We start from the raw sequence: 15,904 nt of genomic DNA on the forward strand, positions 1-15,904 counted from the left end.
TTCTTTAACTCAGGGGTTTGATGAAGTCTGTCACTCTTAGTTACTAAGAGTTATCCAGACCTAAACTTTGTCTAATAGTGGCAAGCTTGGCTGGCTCACCATGCTCTGCAGCACTTTGTAATGCTCTGGTCGGCGCATGGATTAATTTGTTAGTCAGCTTATTGCTTAGCTCTAACAATACCTTTTCTGCATCTGCGCCCGCAGCAAGGGACTGTAAACTTTTATTCAGCAAGTCTTCGCGAATTTCATTAGCTGATTGGCGGTACTCTCGAATACTATCCACCGCTTGCAGTGAACGCATCCAAGACATAAAAGCCGCACTTTCTTCACTGACGATAGCTTCCGCTTGAATCGCTTCAACTTTGCGTTGTTCGATGTTGCTCTCGACGATCGATTGAAGATCATCAACTGAATACAAATAAGCGTCGCTGAGCTTGCCGACTTGCGACTCAATATCGCGAGGAACAGCAATATCAACCAACAGCATCGGCTGGAATCGTCGCGCTTTAAGTGCTGATTCCACCATACCTTTACCAATAATAGGTAACGGGCTAGCCGTCGAACTAATGACAATATCTGCACGCGATAGATGCTCTGGGATCTCAGGTAAACCAATAACCTCTGCACCAAACTGTTCGGCAAGCGGCATTGCGCGCTCTTTAGTACGGTTAGCAACAATCATCTTGGCACAGCCATTACCCGCTAGGTGTTTCGCAACCAATTCTATCGTTTCACCCGCACCGACCATTAATACGGTCGACTGCTCTAATGATTCAAAGATGTGTTTCGCTAACGTACACGCAGCATAAGCGACAGAAACAGCGTTACCGCCGATATCAGTTTCAGTGCGAACTCGCTTGGCAACCGAGAACGCTTTTTGAAATAGCTTCTCCATCGCGGAGTCTACCACTTTATGATCACGAGAGTCCGAATACGCCTGTTTAACTTGGCCCAAGATCTGAGGCTCACCTAGCACCAATGAATCTAACCCACAAGACACTCGCATGAGGTGACGGATGGCCGCTTGTTCTTCATGGATATAGAGGCTTGGCTTAAGATCTTCAGGGCTGACTTGATGAAATTGAGATAACCAATCGATGACTTTTGTTTTCGTACCGTTTTTCACGTCACAGTAAATCTCGGTGCGGTTACAAGTCGAGACAACCACGCAACCGTTTACCAGTGGGTTCTCGCCAAGCTGCTTTAATGCTTCAGGTAACTTTTCCGGGCCAAATGCGACTTTTTCACGCAGTTCGACTGAGGCCGTATTATGATTGATACCTATAGCAAGCAAAGACATGTATCGATGGTTCTCTGAATCAGATAATGGATAAATAGGGACGGAATTTTACTTGATGACCCCGTTTATTGAAAGGGGAATCCCGATATGTTTTCTTGAGTTCGTGATTTCAATGATATAGTGAAAGCGAACTTTGGGAAAAACTGGATAAACATTCGACAATAATGACACATTTTCGCGCCTTCTTTTTACTCCTTGTTACCAGCTTGATTTTACAGGGCTGTGCTAACATAGACAGCACAACCAACGTAGAATGGCAAAGTCATCAACAGCGATTGGCACTCATCAAAGACTACCGCGCCGCAGGTAAACTCGGTTATATCTCCCCTCGAGAACGCCAATCACTTAACTTTCAGTGGCAGCACTCCCCTCAAGAGACTCAGCTAAGAATGAGCACTTTTTTGGGCCAAACAGTACTTAACTTAAATGCGACTCCAAGCATCGCTACCGTTGAGACCTATGACGGAAAATCGTTCAGAGCCCCAAACGCTGCTGCGCTGATTAAACAGCTGACTGGATTAAACATCCCTGTAGAACAACTTAATGACTGGCTACTCGGCCGCCCTACCCTTGCCGATGACTATAAACTGAACCAGACCAACACGTTAGCTTCTTTAACAAAACAGCTAAATAAGCAAACATGGACTCTCGATTATCAAAGCTATCAAGATGTGCAACATTTAGGAGCGACGCTGCCGCTACCAAAAAGACTCAAACTCACCCAGGGTGATATCTCCATCAACATTGTCATTTCAAAGTGGACGTTCAACGAATGATCTCAGAGACCACACACTGGCCTTCTCCCGCCAAACTCAATTTATTCCTTTACATCACAGGCCGTAGAGATAATGGCTACCATGAACTGCAAACCCTATTTCAGTTTCTGGATCATGGTGATGATTTAACGATTACCGCCAATACAAGCGGTAAAATTACTCTATCCCCAGAGATTCCAGGTGTTCCATTAAAAGATAACCTGATCTGGAAAGCGGCCACTGCACTTCAAGAAAAGTCCCAGTGCTCACTCGGCGCTCATATAGAACTCAACAAAATTTTACCTATGGGTGGTGGTATCGGTGGGGGATCATCTAATGCCGCAACAACGCTTGTTGCATTGAACCACTTATGGGAAACCAACTTAAACGAAGACGACCTGGCTGAAATCGGCTTAGCTCTTGGCGCTGATGTTCCTGTTTTTACCCGTGGTTTCGCCGCATGTGCGGAAGGGGTCGGGGAAGAACTGACTCAAGCAAATCCTGAAGAAAAGTGGTATCTCGTGGTTAGGCCGGATGTCTCAATTGCAACCGCAGACATATTCAATCATCCTGAGCTGACTAGAGACACGCCAAAACGCCCGTTAACCACACTTCTAGAGGGTAATTACGGAAACGATTGCGAAAAAATTGTTCGAATGCTGTACCAAGAGGTTGATAAGCAACTTTCATGGCTGCTACAATACGCGCCGTCGCGATTGACTGGCACTGGATCGTGCGTTTTTGCTGAATTCCCTAGCAAAAGTGACGCCGACACAACGCTAGCCGAACTGCCTGACACAGTCTCTGCTTTTGTTGCAAAAGGCAAGAATATTTCGCCTCTGCACGAGAGACTGGCTAAGTATCGCTTAGCCCACACACAATCTATTTAAAAACTGGACGCAACCCTGAGGTTTCCACCGTGCCTGATATGAAGCTATTTGCTGGTAACGCTACACCTGAACTAGCCCAACGTATTGCTGATCGTCTATACATCTCTCTTGGTGATGCAACTGTTTCTCGTTTTTCTGACGGCGAAGTCGCTGTTCAAATCAACGAAAACGTACGTGGTAGTGATGTTTTCATCATCCAATCTACTTGTGCACCAACTAACGACAACCTAATGGAACTTGTAGTGATGATTGACGCAATGCGCCGCGCTTCAGCGGGCCGTATTACAGCAGTTATCCCTTACTTTGGTTACGCTCGCCAAGACCGTCGTGTGCGTTCTGCTCGTGTGCCAATCACTGCAAAAGTTGTTGCTGATTTCCTTTCTAACGTTGGCGTTGACCGCGTTCTAACTATCGACCTTCACGCAGAGCAAATCCAAGGCTTCTTCGATGTACCTGTAGACAACATTTTCGGTACACCTGTACTTCTTGAAGATATGCAAGCTCGTGGCCTAGATAACCCTGTTGTGGTTTCTCCAGACCTAGGCGGCGTTGTTCGTGCTCGCGCTACTGCAAAAGCACTCGGTGACATCGATATCGCAATCGTTGATAAGCGTCGTCCACGTGCTAACGTTTCTGAAGTAATGAACCTAATCGGTGATGTTGAAGGTCGCGACTGTGTAATCGTTGATGACATGATCGATACTGGTGGCACACTGTGTAAAGCAGCTGAAGCGCTAAAAGAACGTGGCGCTAAGCGTGTATTCGCGTACGCTACTCACGCGGTATTCTCAGGTAATGCTGCACAGAACATCGGTAACTCTGTTTTAGACCAAGTAATCGTAACTGACTCGATCACCATGTCTAAAGAGATGCAAGCGACTGGTAAAGTGACAACACTAAGCCTTTCTCGCATGCTTGCTGAAGCGATCCGTCGTATCAGCAACGAAGAGTCTATCTCAGCGATGTTCAGCTAATCGAGTTTTCGATTAAACCATTTTAAAAACACCCCTCATTGGGGTGTTTTTTTATTGGCGCAAACTACAAGTCAATCCTCATCTCGCCCGATATGAGAATTATGTGCTATCATACTGCGCTTTTTGAGATTCCAAGAGAGATCCTAACCTTGAGTCAACCAATAAAACTGCTTGTCGGCCTAGCGAATCCTGGGCCTGAATACACAAGAACTCGCCATAACGCGGGCGCTTGGATAGTAGAAGAACTGGCACGCGTACACAACGTTACCCTGAAGAACGAGCCAAAGTTCTTTGGCCTAACAGGACGCATTATGGTCGACGGGCAGGATCTTAGACTACTCATCCCAACGACATTTATGAATCTTTCGGGTAAAGCGATTGCTGCATTAGCAAAGTTTTATCAAATAAAACCTGAAGAAATCATGGTCGCGCATGATGAGCTAGATTTACCACCTGGTGTTGCTAAATTTAAGAAAGGCGGTGGCCACGGCGGTCATAACGGCCTTCGCGACACAATCAGTAAACTTGGAAACAACAAAGATTTCTATCGTCTCCGCATCGGCATTGGCCATCCGGGGCACAAAGATAAAGTGGCCGGTTTTGTTTTAGGCAAAGCGCCGGCAAAAGAGCAAGAGCTTCTTGATGCAGCAGCAGATGAGTCTGTTCGCTGTTTAGACATTCTAATTAAGGATGGCCTATCAAAAGCACAAAACCGTCTACACACGTTCAAAGCTGAATAAGGTTACTATCATGGGTTTTAAATGTGGCATCGTTGGTCTACCAAACGTAGGTAAATCAACTCTGTTTAACGCACTTACTAAAGCAGGCATCGAAGCAGCAAACTTCCCTTTCTGTACTATCGAACCAAACACAGGTGTGGTACCTGTGCCAGATCTTCGTCTAGACGCACTAGCGAAAATCGTAAACCCACAGAAAGTACTGCCAACTACGATGGAATTCGTAGATATCGCTGGCCTAGTTGCAGGTGCATCACGCGGTGAAGGCCTAGGTAACAAATTCCTAGCAAACATCCGTGAAACTGACGCGATTGGTCACGTTGTTCGTTGTTTTGAAAACGAGAACATCGTCCACGTAGCAGGTAAAGTATCACCAATCGAAGATATCGAGGTTATCAACCTTGAGCTTGCAATGGCTGACCTAGACTCTTGTGAGCGCGCTATCCAACGTAATGCTAAAAAAGCAAAAGGCGGCGACAAAGACGCTAAGTTTGAACTGACTGTTCTTGAAAAACTGCTTCCAGTACTAACGGAAGGTGGTATGGCACGCACAGTTGAGCTTTCTAAAGAAGAACTAGCAGCAGTAGGTTACCTAAACTTCCTAACGCTGAAGCCAACCATGTACATTGCTAACGTTAATGAAGACGGTTTTGAAGACAACCCATATCTTGATGCAGTACGTGAGTACGCAGAAAAAGAAAACAATGTGGTTGTGGCTGTCTGTGCTGCTATTGAATCTGAACTATCTGAACTAGAAGACGAAGATCGCGAAGAGTTTCTTGCTGACATGGGTATCGAAGAACCTGGTCTTAACCGTGTGATCCGTTCAGGCTACGAACTGCTTACTCTACACACTTACTTCACGGCAGGTGTTAAAGAAGTACGCGCTTGGACAATCCCTGTGGGTGCAACAGCGCCACAAGCAGCAGGTAAGATCCACACCGACTTCGAAAAAGGCTTCATCCGTGCTGAAGTTGTTGGTTACGACGACTTCATTCAATACAACGGTGAAAGTGGTGCAAAAGACGCAGGTAAATGGCGTCTAGAAGGCAAAGAATACATCGTTAAAGATGGCGATGTTGTTCACTTCCGCTTCAACGTATAAATCTCACTCAAGTCATTGAGTTCAAAGCCAGCAGACATGCTGGCTTTTTTTGTTATTCGCTAAATCCCCGATTAGTAAAGATCCTTGATGAATGTCATTTTGTTATCGGTTTTCGACCATTAACACGCCTCTTTGTCTAAAAAGAAACCGAACGAGCCATTTTGGCTGATTTATTCAAAAAAACTATTGACGGATCTTACTCAACTTCGCATAATGCGCGCCGTTCCCAACAATAAGGTAACACGTTGTTGAGAACAAAAAACATGGTAATGGCTACGTAGCTCAGCTGGTTAGAGCACATCACTCATAATGATGGGGTCACAGGTTCGAATCCCGTCGTAGCCACCATTCCTAAATGCTTTTTCGAAAGTAATTAGGAATAGATGCGGTCGTGGCGGAATTGGTAGACGCACCAGATTTAGGTTCTGGCGCCGCAAGGTGTGAGAGTTCAAGTCTCTCCGACCGCACCATGTTTTGTCTTCTTGATTAGAAGAAAGATGATCTTTATTGATTGTCGTCTGCAGGTCTATCGCCAAGCGGTAAGGCAGCGGCTTTTGATGCCGCCATTCCCTGGTTCGAATCCAGGTAGACCTGCCATATTCAAAGTGGAAGTCCTTTTACAAAAAGGGTTGTCACATAGAGCGCGAAGGTTTATATTGTCTCGCTCAAAAAGATGGCTACGTAGCTCAGCTGGTTAGAGCACATCACTCATAATGATGGGGTCACAGGTTCGAATCCCGTCGTAGCCACCATTTATTCCCCTTTAAAAGGGAACATTACTGGTTTTTACCAATTGATCAGTAATGATTTAGATAGATTCAAGATGCGGTCGTGGCGGAATTGGTAGACGCACCAGATTTAGGTTCTGGCGCCGCAAGGTGTGAGAGTTCAAGTCTCTCCGACCGCACCATCTTGAAATTATCTAAAATAAACAACTTATGCGGTCGTGGCGGAATTGGTAGACGCACCAGATTTAGGTTCTGGCGCCGCAAGGTGTGAGAGTTCAAGTCTCTCCGACCGCACCATGAGTTGAATAGTCTTTTGACTATGCCTGCAGGTCTATCGCCAAGCGGTAAGGCAGCGGCTTTTGATGCCGCCATTCCCTGGTTCGAATCCAGGTAGACCTGCCACTATTTCAAAAATCAGTTTTAAAGCTGGTTTTAGTCTTCCTTTAATTAGGAAGTATCATTGAGGTTTTACCAATTCTCTCAATGATGTTTGATACGCGGTCGTGGCGGAATTGGTAGACGCACCAGATTTAGGTTCTGGCGCCGCAAGGTGTGAGAGTTCAAGTCTCTCCGACCGCACCATTGGCTACGTAGCTCAGCTGGTTAGAGCACATCACTCATAATGATGGGGTCACAGGTTCGAATCCCGTCGTAGCCACCATTCCTTCTTTTAGGAATAGAAAAAACGTCTTATTGATTCTCCAATTATCAGTAATGACTACACATTGATGCGGAAGTGGCGGAATTGGTAGACGCACCAGATTTAGGTTCTGGCGCCGCAAGGTGTGAGAGTTCAAGTCTCTCCTTCCGCACCATACTTTCCTTAGGTGGAAAGAAAGTCTCTTTAGTTAGAGCACTGCAGGTCTATCGCCAAGCGGTAAGGCAGCGGCTTTTGATGCCGCCATTCCCTGGTTCGAATCCAGGTAGACCTGCCATATACAACGTCTTATTGATTCTCCAATTATCAGTAATGACTATAAATTGATGCGGAAGTGGCGGAATTGGTAGACGCACCAGATTTAGGTTCTGGCGCCGCAAGGTGTGAGAGTTCAAGTCTCTCCTTCCGCACCATTGGCTACGTAGCTCAGCTGGTTAGAGCACATCACTCATAATGATGGGGTCACAGGTTCGAATCCCGTCGTAGCCACCATTTATACAACTTCATAGCGCTTTTACCAATTAGCGTTATGAATACAGATTTGTTGCGGAAGTGGCGGAATTGGTAGACGCACCAGATTTAGGTTCTGGCGCCGCAAGGTGTGAGAGTTCAAGTCTCTCCTTCCGCACCATTATTTAAGTCTTTCTTATGAAAGCACTGCAGGTCTATCGCCAAGCGGTAAGGCAGCGGCTTTTGATGCCGCCATTCCCTGGTTCGAATCCAGGTAGACCTGCCATATACAACGTCTTATTGATTATCCAATTATCAGTAATGACTACAAATTGATGCGGAAGTGGCGGAATTGGTAGACGCACCAGATTTAGGTTCTGGCGCCGCAAGGTGTGAGAGTTCAAGTCTCTCCTTCCGCACCATTATTTAAGTCTTTCTTATGAAAGCACTGCAGGTCTATCGCCAAGCGGTAAGGCAGCGGCTTTTGATGCCGCCATTCCCTGGTTCGAATCCAGGTAGACCTGCCATATACAACGTCTTATTGATTATCCAATTATCAGTAATGACTACAAATTGATGCGGAAGTGGCGGAATTGGTAGACGCACCAGATTTAGGTTCTGGCGCCGCAAGGTGTGAGAGTTCAAGTCTCTCCTTCCGCACCATCATTAAGAGACCCAGCTTTGTAGCTGGGTTTTCTTTTATCTGTACCGACTTATAAGTTAGATCTATGCTCTGCGACTTTTAAAAGATATAAAACAAAACCCAGCCGAGGCTGGGTTTTCACTTAAGTCATGACTTTATAAGTTTCTAAAGAGTTCAGCTCTTTAGCCTAAAAGCCCCAACGCTGAGTTGGGCGCTTGCTTTGCTTGTGCAAGAACAGAACTAGAAGCTTGAGTAAGAATCTGAGACTTAGTCAATGCCGTTGTTTCTTTAGCAAAGTCAGTGTCTTTGATTCGACTATTAGATGCGTTCACATTCTCATTAATGTTTTCTAAGTTATTGATCGCATGATTGAAACGGTTTTGGAATGCACCAAGCTCTGCGCGATGACTATCCACAAACTTAAGTGCAGCATCTACGATTGCAACAGACTCCTGAGCCCCAGCAACGGATGTAACATCAATAGTATCAACCGTAACGGCTTGTGCTGCACCAAAGCTTAACTCGCCAGCTAGGGAGCCTCCAAACGTTGCTGCGCCATCGACTCTATTATTGTCGGTAAATAGCTGCAGATTCCCCTCTTCACCAACCGATGCTTTGACGAGATCAGTCTGACCGTTGATGTAAGTTGCGAGCTCTTCAATATCGTCACCTTCTTTGGCATTGATAGTAATATTTTGTGCTTCACCAAACTTATCAGTTAGGGAAATAGTTAGATCGTTAGCACCGGCTTGCACCGACCAATCTTTGCCTTGGCCATTTGCTGCCACATAGCTATTACCACCCATCATCACGTTATCACTACGCATGTTGTTCATGGTCAGCATTACAGCCTCACCGTTGTCAGCACCAATCTGGAATGACTTGGTTGCAAACGTACCATTGAGCAGCTTATTCCCACCAAATGAGGTTGTTTCAGCAATTCGATTAAGCTCATCATTCAGCGCTGTTACTTCCTCTTGGATGGCAACACGCTCTGACTTCGAGTTAGAACCGTTCGCTGATTGCAGTGACAAGTCACGCATACGTTGCAGAATGTTAGTCGTTTCGTTCATCGCACCTTCTGCTGTTTGTGCCATCGAAATACCATCATTTGCATTTCTAACCGCGACATCTAAACCGCGACTTTGCACATTCAATCGATTCGAGATTTGCATGCCGGCAGCATCGTCTTTTGCACTATTGATCTTAAAACCAGAAGATAATCTTTCCATTGACGTTTGCTGCGCTGAGTTTGCACTGTTTAGGTAACGCTGAGCTGTCATCGCAGAAACGTTTGTGTTTACATTAACCGCCATAGTGGTTCTCCTATTGATTTTCCATTTACCGGAGTATCCGAAAGGTTTCCGACGTCTCGGAAAACCAATGAGTTCTCTCAAAGTAACCTTTATAACGACAGTGAATTGATGAACTTTAGAGCAGATTGAAGTAAATTTAGTTACATAATAGCTATTTCATTGAAAACATGACGAAACAAATAAATATGAAATTAGATGCTAAAGTTTTGCCGTAATCAGTCGGGTATCTATCCAGACTAAATATGCTAGATATAGACGCAAGAATGAGATACTAGAGGCAAGTCTATAAGGCCTAAAATGAGAAAACGCCCTGCTCTGATAAAAGAGCAAGGCGTTAGAAAGAGGTAGCCCCAAGTATAACTAATTAGCCATACCTTCCTTTGAGAGAACCGGGGCTATTTGACAACCAATGCCGTTGGAGATCGAGAGAAATGATCACAGCCTGGTTGTCGTTTACATAAGTGATTCAGTTATAAAACAGGTATGAGAGAGAGTTCTATATTTTCATCACCTATGTTTGCCATCATACCTTCACTTAACCCTACGTCTAGGTTACTGCTAGTGAAGGTATTGACTACTATTGCAATAGTGACATTGCAGAGTTTGGCAACTGTTTTGCTTGAGCAAGTATCGACGTACCCGCTTGTTGCAGAATTTGTGCTTTAGTCATCGCTGTCGTTTCTTTCGCGAAGTCTGTATCACGAATGCGACTGTTCGATGCTTCAACGTTTTCTTGGATGTTAGCTAAGTTGTTGATACTGTGGCTTAGTCGGTTTTGTTTCGCACCGAGATCTGCACGCTGAGAATCAACATACTTAAGAGCTGCATCAATAATACCAACGGCATTTTGCGCACCACCAACTGTATTTACATCAATGTTCTGAACCGTAGTATTGGTACCTGGACCACCTGTAAGACCAAGCTCACCAGCAAGACCACCAGATATATTCAAGTTACCTTCAAGGTTTGGTTCAGCGGCAAAGATTTGCAGGCGACCATCTTCATCAACCGATGCCTTTAACTTATCTGTTTGACCATTAATGTATGTTGCAACTTCTTCGATGTCATCACCTTCTTTAGCAATGATATCTAGTGTTACTGCTTCACCAGATTTAGTCGTGAATTCAAACTTAAGATCTTTCGCCGTTGGTGGTACACCCCAGTCTTTATCTTTTGCATTTTCTGGTGCGGAAATAAATGATTGACCACCCATACGGAAGTCATCCGCACGAACACTGGTTAGGCCCATGATAATCGCTTCACCAGAACTTGCACCGATCTGAAATGATGCTTCACCAAATGAACCATTAAGTAGCTTACGACCACCAAAAGAGGTCGTTTCAGCAATACGGTTCAATTCATCTTGCAAAGCTGTTACTTCTTCATTTAAAGCTTGACGCTCTGATGCTGAGTTAGTGCCATTGGCAGATTGTAACGATAGGTCACGCATGCGTTGCAGGATCGATGTGGATTCATTCATTGCACCTTCCGCGGTTTGAGCAATTGATATGCCATCGTTCGCATTTCGCATTGCTACATCTAGACCACGAGACTGCGCCGTTAATCGGTTCGAAATCTGTAGACCCGCAGCGTCATCTTTCGCGCTGTTGATTTGTTGGCCTGATGATAAGCGTTCCATCGAAGTATTAAGATCGCCGGTCGCTTTATTTAAATAACGCTGAGCGGTCATCGCCGAAACGTTAGTATTTACTGTTATGGTCATAGTTTGCTCTCCTATTGAGTTCGCAACTGCTTGCGAAGCGGCCAGCTTTGTCTCATTTGGAAGCACTGACCGTAAATTCGTAGCTAAGTCGGAATATCACCGACTCAAAGCTTGTTGTTTAAACTCTAATCTGAATAATTCAAGTAGCGTGCCAACTTTAAAAGTCATTACCAGATAGATTTAAAATAACTTAATATCAATAAGTTAAGTTAAATACCGACAATTAATTACGCTTACTTCTTTACCATTTTTAAGCAGCGGCAATAAGTTTGCCGCTTACTTTGCCACCACTTGCCTCTTTCAAAGCCGCTGGTGACACGATTCAATTGACTAGCTCGCACTTAAGGCGTTGCACATAAGGCGTAGAGCTTAAATGTAATTGAATAAGGTTAAATCTTTTGTCTTACCAAAAGCTTGTTGTGATGCTTGTAAAGCCCTTGAGTTTTCATTGAACTCAATAATGGCTTCCGCATAATCCAAGTCTTCAAAATTGCTCTTCGACTTTGCTAAAGTCATTTTGAAGTCTTCGTGCTGTTCTTCCTGAATATCTAATGTACTAAGGCGAGCACCCACATCAGTCCTAGCTTTATTTAAATGAATAAACGCGGCGTTAAACTCTTGAGTAATCTGGTGAAGCTTAGCGGTATTTGACGCGTCAGATACTGAGCCCGATGACAAGGACATCGCATCTTTAAATGTATCGAATATGCTGTACGTATCACGGCGGTCTAAAGTGATTTCATCACCTTTGGTAAGCTGGCCTTTCACTTGAATTGTCAGCCCTTCAAATTTGATGCCTTCAGCCGGATTGAAAACATCCGCCTTGACCACTGAACCATCACGCTCGAGCTGATAACCATACTTGCCGTCTGGCATATCAACAAACGTCACTTTATATTCAGACTGATCATCAGGGTTTGTATTGATTGCACGCTCTAAGAGCAGCTCTGAAGCTTCTTTTAAGTTGTACTGAGGTTCATAGCTACCAAATGGGTTATCAATCTCCATAAATAACTTACTGCCTGGAGTATTTATGGGCATTTCTAAGCTATTAGAGATTTTCATCTTGCGCTGATAGTCGTCACCCGCATAACTCACATCGCCATCTTTATCGCGGAAAAATGGCTGATTCTTAGGCTTAGTTCCGGCGAAGATATAGTTGCCCGATTCGTCTTGAACATTGACCAAGTTAAGGAAGTTATTAGCCAACTCTTCGATTTCTCGTCGTTTAGCTAGTCGATCTTCTGGGGAAAGCGAGCCGTTAATCATTTCCATTACGGTACGCTTTGCTTCATCAGTAAACTCTTCCGCATTAGAGATAATCACTTCATTGTGCTCTAGACGGTTTCGCGTCAACACAATCGCATCAGTGTATTGACGTAACTGTTCTTTCTGCTGGCCAATATTTTGAATGTAATGTGTCGCCAACGGATCATCGCTGGCTTTCATCAGTTTTTTACCAGACGCGAGCTGTGCTTGGTTATGGTGGACTTTCGCTTCAGAACGACGTAAATCATTCTGCACTGACTGATAGTTATGGAAGCTAGAAATTCGATTCAACATTTACGCCTCCCTATCTCAACGCCAAAATGGTATTAAAAGTGTCATTTGCCGCCTGCATGATGCGCGAAGAAGCCATATAAGCTTGTTGAAACTTCATCATATTCGCCGCTTCTTCATCGAGGTTCACACCCGCAATCGATGCAACCCTTTCTTGAGCCGCTTCTTTTTCGAGGCGTGATACATCAGTAAGCCGAGAAGCGGTCGACATTTGCAGACCCACATCCGTATTCAGGTTGTGGTAGATATCCAAAATGGTTGACTCGCCATCATTAAGCTTTTTATCTGTTTGTAGATTTTGCATTTTTAGCAAGTTGCCGTTATCACCTTCTGATGGGACAAGATTTGCCGTAAACTTGTCATTCGGCAATGCTCCATCGGTAAGCTCAAATGATGTTCCTTGGACAGTCACGACTCCCTCTGGCGGATAGTCTTGAGGTTGAAGCAGTACTTTCCCTTTCGTATCAGTGACAGCAAACTGTTTACCATCTGGGGAAATCACCACTTCAAACTCTCTCAACCCTCCAGCTCGGTCAATCTTAAATTTTGCATTGCCCTGGGCAAAAGTGGTCGACGCTTCATAGCTTTGCGCTGCAATGGCTGTTGGGTCATTAGTTTCAACCCTCATTTGTGCTGCGGCATTGCGGGTTGGTCGAATCAACACTCTTTCTCCCGAAGCAAGATCATTACGAATATCAATCCGAATACCATCTAAACTAATAGCATCGTCAACCACAGGCACGATAAACTGTTCACCACTAGGACGAGTAATGTAGTAGTCGCCGCCACTGTACTGGAGAGAATATTCACCACCGATTAACTGGTTGGTATCTTCGATGTATACCGCTAGGTCTGCTTTTGAATTAGACGAAGTCACAACACGGGATTTAGCGACAACATCTGAGTTAACATCAGTAAACATCAACCCTCCGATATTACCTCTTAAATCTAACCCTTGAGATTGCAACTTATTCACTTCATAGGAAAAAGAGGTTGCGAGCTTACCTAACTCATCCATTAACTGCGGAATTTTCTCATCACGCATAGAGAGCATCGAACCTAACTTACCATCGATATCTTTGGTGGTTATCGCCTTAATACCCTTACCTTCAATCATGGCTAAGCGACGTTGGTGAACGTCAGGGTAACCATCAATCATCTTCAATTGACTGGCTTCTGTCCCTGAAACCAGAGTATGGCCATTACCAATATGAACGTTAAAACCTTCCGAGTTTTTACGTGGTGTCACCGTCACCTTTGTGTATTCCGACAACTCTGCAATGAGCTTTTCGTGCGTATCCATTAAGTCATTGTGTGGACCTGGTGTACGCATCATCAAACGATGTAAATCACGAATTTCAACCGCAAGTTGGTTGACGCGTTCGATACCTAAATCAAGCTTCTTATTGGTGACATCAGCCTGATGACGAATAGTTTCATGGAAGTCGTTGAGGTTTTGGGTAATAAGGTTAGCTTTTTCAAGCACGACTTTACGTGCACCCACGTCATTTGGACTATCGGCTAAAGACTTAACGCCATCAAACCATTCGTTCAAATTTTCTGGAATTTTCTTCGAGGAAACAGATGAAAGCATGTTGGATAACATTTCCAAGTTCGCTTCATCATCGATTTTATTGGCATGGCTAGTGGTCGAAACATTAAGCTCGTTAACGGCAAACTGATCCCAAGAGCGGCGAACTTTGTCCACATGTACGCCCATACCGTAGGTCTCCCCACCGTATTGACGCGGCATATTTGTGCCTTGTATCACCGACTGACGGCTATAACCCTCTGTATTTACATTAGAGATGTTATGACCTGTAGTGTTGAGTTGTCTCTGAGCCGTCAGTACGCTTTGCGCACCAAGATTCAGAAGATCAGACGCCATATTGCCCCCAATAAACCTATATAAATCAGTATTAACTGAACATCTAAGTTAATAAAAGCAACATTTGTGCCAAACTGGAGAACTGGAGAACTGGAGAACTGGAGAACTGGAGAACTGGAGAACTGGAGAATTTTGAGGGTCAACGAGAGAGCATTAACCCTTTTTATTTCAACAGGTTAATATGTCATCACTCAAGAGTGAGCTACGAACAAGTTGGGGATCTCAAAAAGCACGTAGAAAATCTGTAGGACGAAGTCCGCCCCTTCCTTACATCTGATCAATACGCGCTTTTACGCTAAGCACTTTATCGGCGTAACTTGGGTCTGTTGCATAGCCAGCTTGGTGAATTCCACGAATAAACTCTTCGTTATTGCCACCATGGCGCAGTGCCGTTGTGTAACGCGGATTTTCATTTAGGAAGCGAACATAGTCATTAAAGCTATCTTCATAATTTTGATATGAACGGAAAGCCGCTTGCTCTTTAACGGGTACACCTTGGTGATATTCCAAAGTTTGAGTTGCTACCTTATCACCGCTCCAGCTTCTGTCCGCTTTGATATTAAATAGGTTGTTACTGCTACCACGAGAGTTATTAATAACCTTCTGGCCCCAGCCAGTTTCGAGTGCTGCTTGGGCGAGAAGTAATGAGGAATCGACCCCAAGAGCTCTTGCTGCTTTTTCCGCATAAGGTTTCATCGAGCTAACGAATGACTCTGGAGAGTTAAATCTTGATGGTTCAACTTTATCTGATTGCATTACCGTCGTGGTATCAGCCCGTTCTTGGCGAATGCGGTCAACTTTCTCCATCATAGCTTCAAAGTCGACGTTTCGTGAGTTAGCATTTTGGTTTTCGACGCTGCCAGAAGTAAGTTGGGCAACAATCATATCAGCTAGACCAAGAGAGCCTGACGCGCTTAACTCACTCGACATTTGCTCGTCCATCATTTGACGATAAAATTTCTGATTTTGACTGTCCATCAAGCCGGACTCAAAGGTAGAGTTCGCATCACGCATAGACTTGAAAAGCATTGAAGTAAAAATAGCTTCAAATTGCTTTGCTGCTGCCGTCAGTGCCGCTTTTTCACTCTTCTCATCTCCACCTACGGCTTTCTGGCGAAGTTTGTCTAAGCTAGCGAGATCATGAATAAAGCCAATATCATTACCATTATTAACCATC

11 protein-coding genes and 18 tRNA genes are annotated in these 15,904 nt (G+C 44.5%); 23 read left to right on the top strand and 6 right to left on the bottom strand.

Features of this window, described 5'->3' with window-relative positions; genetic code table 11:
* Window positions 1-43: 43 nt before the first annotated feature.
* Complete coding sequence (gene hemA / locus ACU01J_RS01570) at window positions 44-1,300, bottom strand: glutamyl-tRNA reductase (protein WP_481084126.1); 1,257 nt, start codon at window positions 1,298-1,300, stop codon at window positions 44-46.
* Window positions 1,301-1,464: 164 nt separating this feature from the next.
* On the opposite strand from hemA, the gene lolB reads away from it, so the two are divergent.
* The 23 genes from lolB (at window position 1,465) to ACU01J_RS01685 (ending at window position 8,260) form a co-directional block, all read left to right on the top strand.
* Window positions 1,465-2,076: a lipoprotein insertase outer membrane protein LolB gene (lolB, locus tag ACU01J_RS01575; protein ID WP_481084127.1), complete on the top strand. Its 612-nt coding sequence runs from the start codon at window positions 1,465-1,467 to the stop codon at window positions 2,074-2,076.
* Entirely contained in the window at window positions 2,073-2,945 is an 873-nt protein-coding gene (gene ispE, locus ACU01J_RS01580) for a 4-(cytidine 5'-diphospho)-2-C-methyl-D-erythritol kinase (RefSeq protein ID WP_481084128.1), read from the top strand. The genes lolB and ispE overlap by 4 nt, the downstream gene beginning before the upstream one ends.
* A gap of 29 nt (window positions 2,946-2,974) precedes the next feature.
* Window positions 2,975-3,919 carry a ribose-phosphate pyrophosphokinase gene (locus ACU01J_RS01585; protein WP_481084129.1) on the top strand — a complete coding sequence of 315 codons (945 nt, stop codon included), beginning with the start codon at window positions 2,975-2,977 and terminating at the stop codon, window positions 3,917-3,919.
* A gap of 149 nt (window positions 3,920-4,068) precedes the next feature.
* Window positions 4,069-4,659 (top strand): aminoacyl-tRNA hydrolase, encoded by a 591-nt coding sequence (pth, locus tag ACU01J_RS01590; RefSeq protein WP_481084261.1) that lies wholly within the window; start codon window positions 4,069-4,071, stop codon window positions 4,657-4,659.
* Between the two features lie 10 nt (window positions 4,660-4,669).
* Window positions 4,670-5,761 carry a redox-regulated ATPase YchF gene (ychF, locus tag ACU01J_RS01595; protein WP_481084130.1) on the top strand — a complete coding sequence of 364 codons (1,092 nt, stop codon included), beginning with the start codon at window positions 4,670-4,672 and terminating at the stop codon, window positions 5,759-5,761.
* A 271-nt stretch (window positions 5,762-6,032) separates the two neighbouring features.
* Window positions 6,033-6,109 (top strand) — tRNA-Met (locus tag ACU01J_RS01600).
* 37 nt (window positions 6,110-6,146) lie between these two features.
* Window positions 6,147-6,231: transfer RNA gene (locus tag ACU01J_RS01605), tRNA-Leu, on the top strand.
* Window positions 6,232-6,283: 52 nt separating this feature from the next.
* Window positions 6,284-6,358 (top strand) — tRNA-Gln (locus ACU01J_RS01610).
* Between the two features lie 78 nt (window positions 6,359-6,436).
* Window positions 6,437-6,513 (top strand) — tRNA-Met (locus ACU01J_RS01615).
* Window positions 6,514-6,586: 73 nt separating this feature from the next.
* Window positions 6,587-6,671: transfer RNA gene (locus ACU01J_RS01620), tRNA-Leu, on the top strand.
* A 30-nt stretch (window positions 6,672-6,701) separates the two neighbouring features.
* Window positions 6,702-6,786, top strand: a tRNA-Leu gene (locus ACU01J_RS01625).
* Between the two features lie 30 nt (window positions 6,787-6,816).
* A tRNA-Gln gene (locus tag ACU01J_RS01630) sits at window positions 6,817-6,891 on the top strand.
* Window positions 6,892-6,986: 95 nt separating this feature from the next.
* Window positions 6,987-7,071: transfer RNA gene (locus tag ACU01J_RS01635), tRNA-Leu, on the top strand.
* Between the two features lie 2 nt (window positions 7,072-7,073).
* Window positions 7,074-7,150: transfer RNA gene (locus tag ACU01J_RS01640), tRNA-Met, on the top strand.
* A 69-nt stretch (window positions 7,151-7,219) separates the two neighbouring features.
* A tRNA-Leu gene (locus ACU01J_RS01645) sits at window positions 7,220-7,304 on the top strand.
* 45 nt (window positions 7,305-7,349) lie between these two features.
* Window positions 7,350-7,424 (top strand) — tRNA-Gln (locus ACU01J_RS01650).
* Between the two features lie 51 nt (window positions 7,425-7,475).
* Window positions 7,476-7,560, top strand: a tRNA-Leu gene (locus tag ACU01J_RS01655).
* 2 nt (window positions 7,561-7,562) lie between these two features.
* Window positions 7,563-7,639 (top strand) — tRNA-Met (locus ACU01J_RS01660).
* A gap of 54 nt (window positions 7,640-7,693) precedes the next feature.
* Window positions 7,694-7,778: transfer RNA gene (locus ACU01J_RS01665), tRNA-Leu, on the top strand.
* A gap of 30 nt (window positions 7,779-7,808) precedes the next feature.
* Window positions 7,809-7,883: transfer RNA gene (locus tag ACU01J_RS01670), tRNA-Gln, on the top strand.
* Between the two features lie 51 nt (window positions 7,884-7,934).
* Window positions 7,935-8,019: transfer RNA gene (locus tag ACU01J_RS01675), tRNA-Leu, on the top strand.
* A gap of 30 nt (window positions 8,020-8,049) precedes the next feature.
* Window positions 8,050-8,124, top strand: a tRNA-Gln gene (locus tag ACU01J_RS01680).
* A gap of 51 nt (window positions 8,125-8,175) precedes the next feature.
* Window positions 8,176-8,260 (top strand) — tRNA-Leu (locus tag ACU01J_RS01685).
* A 162-nt stretch (window positions 8,261-8,422) separates the two neighbouring features.
* Here the strand turns inward: ACU01J_RS01685 and ACU01J_RS01690 are convergent.
* The 5 genes from ACU01J_RS01690 to flgJ form a co-directional block, all read right to left on the bottom strand.
* Entirely contained in the window at window positions 8,423-9,556 is a 1,134-nt protein-coding gene (locus ACU01J_RS01690) for a flagellin (protein WP_394127668.1), read from the bottom strand.
* Window positions 9,557-10,133: 577 nt separating this feature from the next.
* Entirely contained in the window at window positions 10,134-11,279 is a 1,146-nt protein-coding gene (locus tag ACU01J_RS01695; RefSeq protein ID WP_481084131.1) for a flagellin, read from the bottom strand.
* A gap of 369 nt (window positions 11,280-11,648) precedes the next feature.
* Window positions 11,649-12,842: a flagellar hook-associated protein FlgL gene (gene flgL / locus ACU01J_RS01700; RefSeq protein ID WP_481084132.1), complete on the bottom strand. Its 1,194-nt coding sequence runs from the start codon at window positions 12,840-12,842 to the stop codon at window positions 11,649-11,651.
* Window positions 12,843-12,852: 10 nt separating this feature from the next.
* The gene (gene flgK / locus ACU01J_RS01705; protein ID WP_481084133.1) at window positions 12,853-14,727 is read right to left on the bottom strand and encodes a flagellar hook-associated protein FlgK; all 1,875 of its coding nucleotides are present in this window, start codon (window positions 14,725-14,727) and stop codon (window positions 12,853-12,855) included.
* Between the two features lie 267 nt (window positions 14,728-14,994).
* Window positions 14,995-15,903 (bottom strand): flagellar assembly peptidoglycan hydrolase FlgJ, encoded by a 909-nt coding sequence (flgJ, locus tag ACU01J_RS01710; RefSeq protein ID WP_481084134.1) that lies wholly within the window; start codon window positions 15,901-15,903, stop codon window positions 14,995-14,997.
* Between the last annotated feature and the right edge of the window lies 1 nt (window position 15,904).

This window comes from Vibrio sp. 2433-A1 (assembly GCF_056726085.1).

What these genes read in the sequence shown, in the direction of transcription:
- ispE (WP_481084128.1), top strand. Translation starts at nt 2,073, where the DNA reads ATGATCTCAGAGACCACACACTGGCCTTCTCCCGCCAAACTCAATTTA.
- ychF (WP_481084130.1), top strand. Translation starts at nt 4,670, where the DNA reads ATGGGTTTTAAATGTGGCATCGTTGGTCTACCAAACGTAGGTAAATCA.
- ACU01J_RS01695 (WP_481084131.1), bottom strand. Translation starts at nt 11,279, where the DNA reads ATGACCATAACAGTAAATACTAACGTTTCGGCGATGACCGCTCAGCGT.
- ACU01J_RS01690 (WP_394127668.1), bottom strand. Translation starts at nt 9,556, where the DNA reads ATGGCGGTTAATGTAAACACAAACGTTTCTGCGATGACAGCTCAGCGT.
- lolB (WP_481084127.1), top strand. Translation starts at nt 1,465, where the DNA reads ATGACACATTTTCGCGCCTTCTTTTTACTCCTTGTTACCAGCTTGATT.
- hemA (WP_481084126.1), bottom strand. Translation starts at nt 1,300, where the DNA reads ATGTCTTTGCTTGCTATAGGTATCAATCATAATACGGCCTCAGTCGAA.
- flgJ (WP_481084134.1), bottom strand. Translation starts at nt 15,903, where the DNA reads ATGGTTAATAATGGTAATGATATTGGCTTTATTCATGATCTCGCTAGC.
- flgL (WP_481084132.1), bottom strand. Translation starts at nt 12,842, where the DNA reads ATGTTGAATCGAATTTCTAGCTTCCATAACTATCAGTCAGTGCAGAAT.
- flgK (WP_481084133.1), bottom strand. Translation starts at nt 14,727, where the DNA reads ATGGCGTCTGATCTTCTGAATCTTGGTGCGCAAAGCGTACTGACGGCT.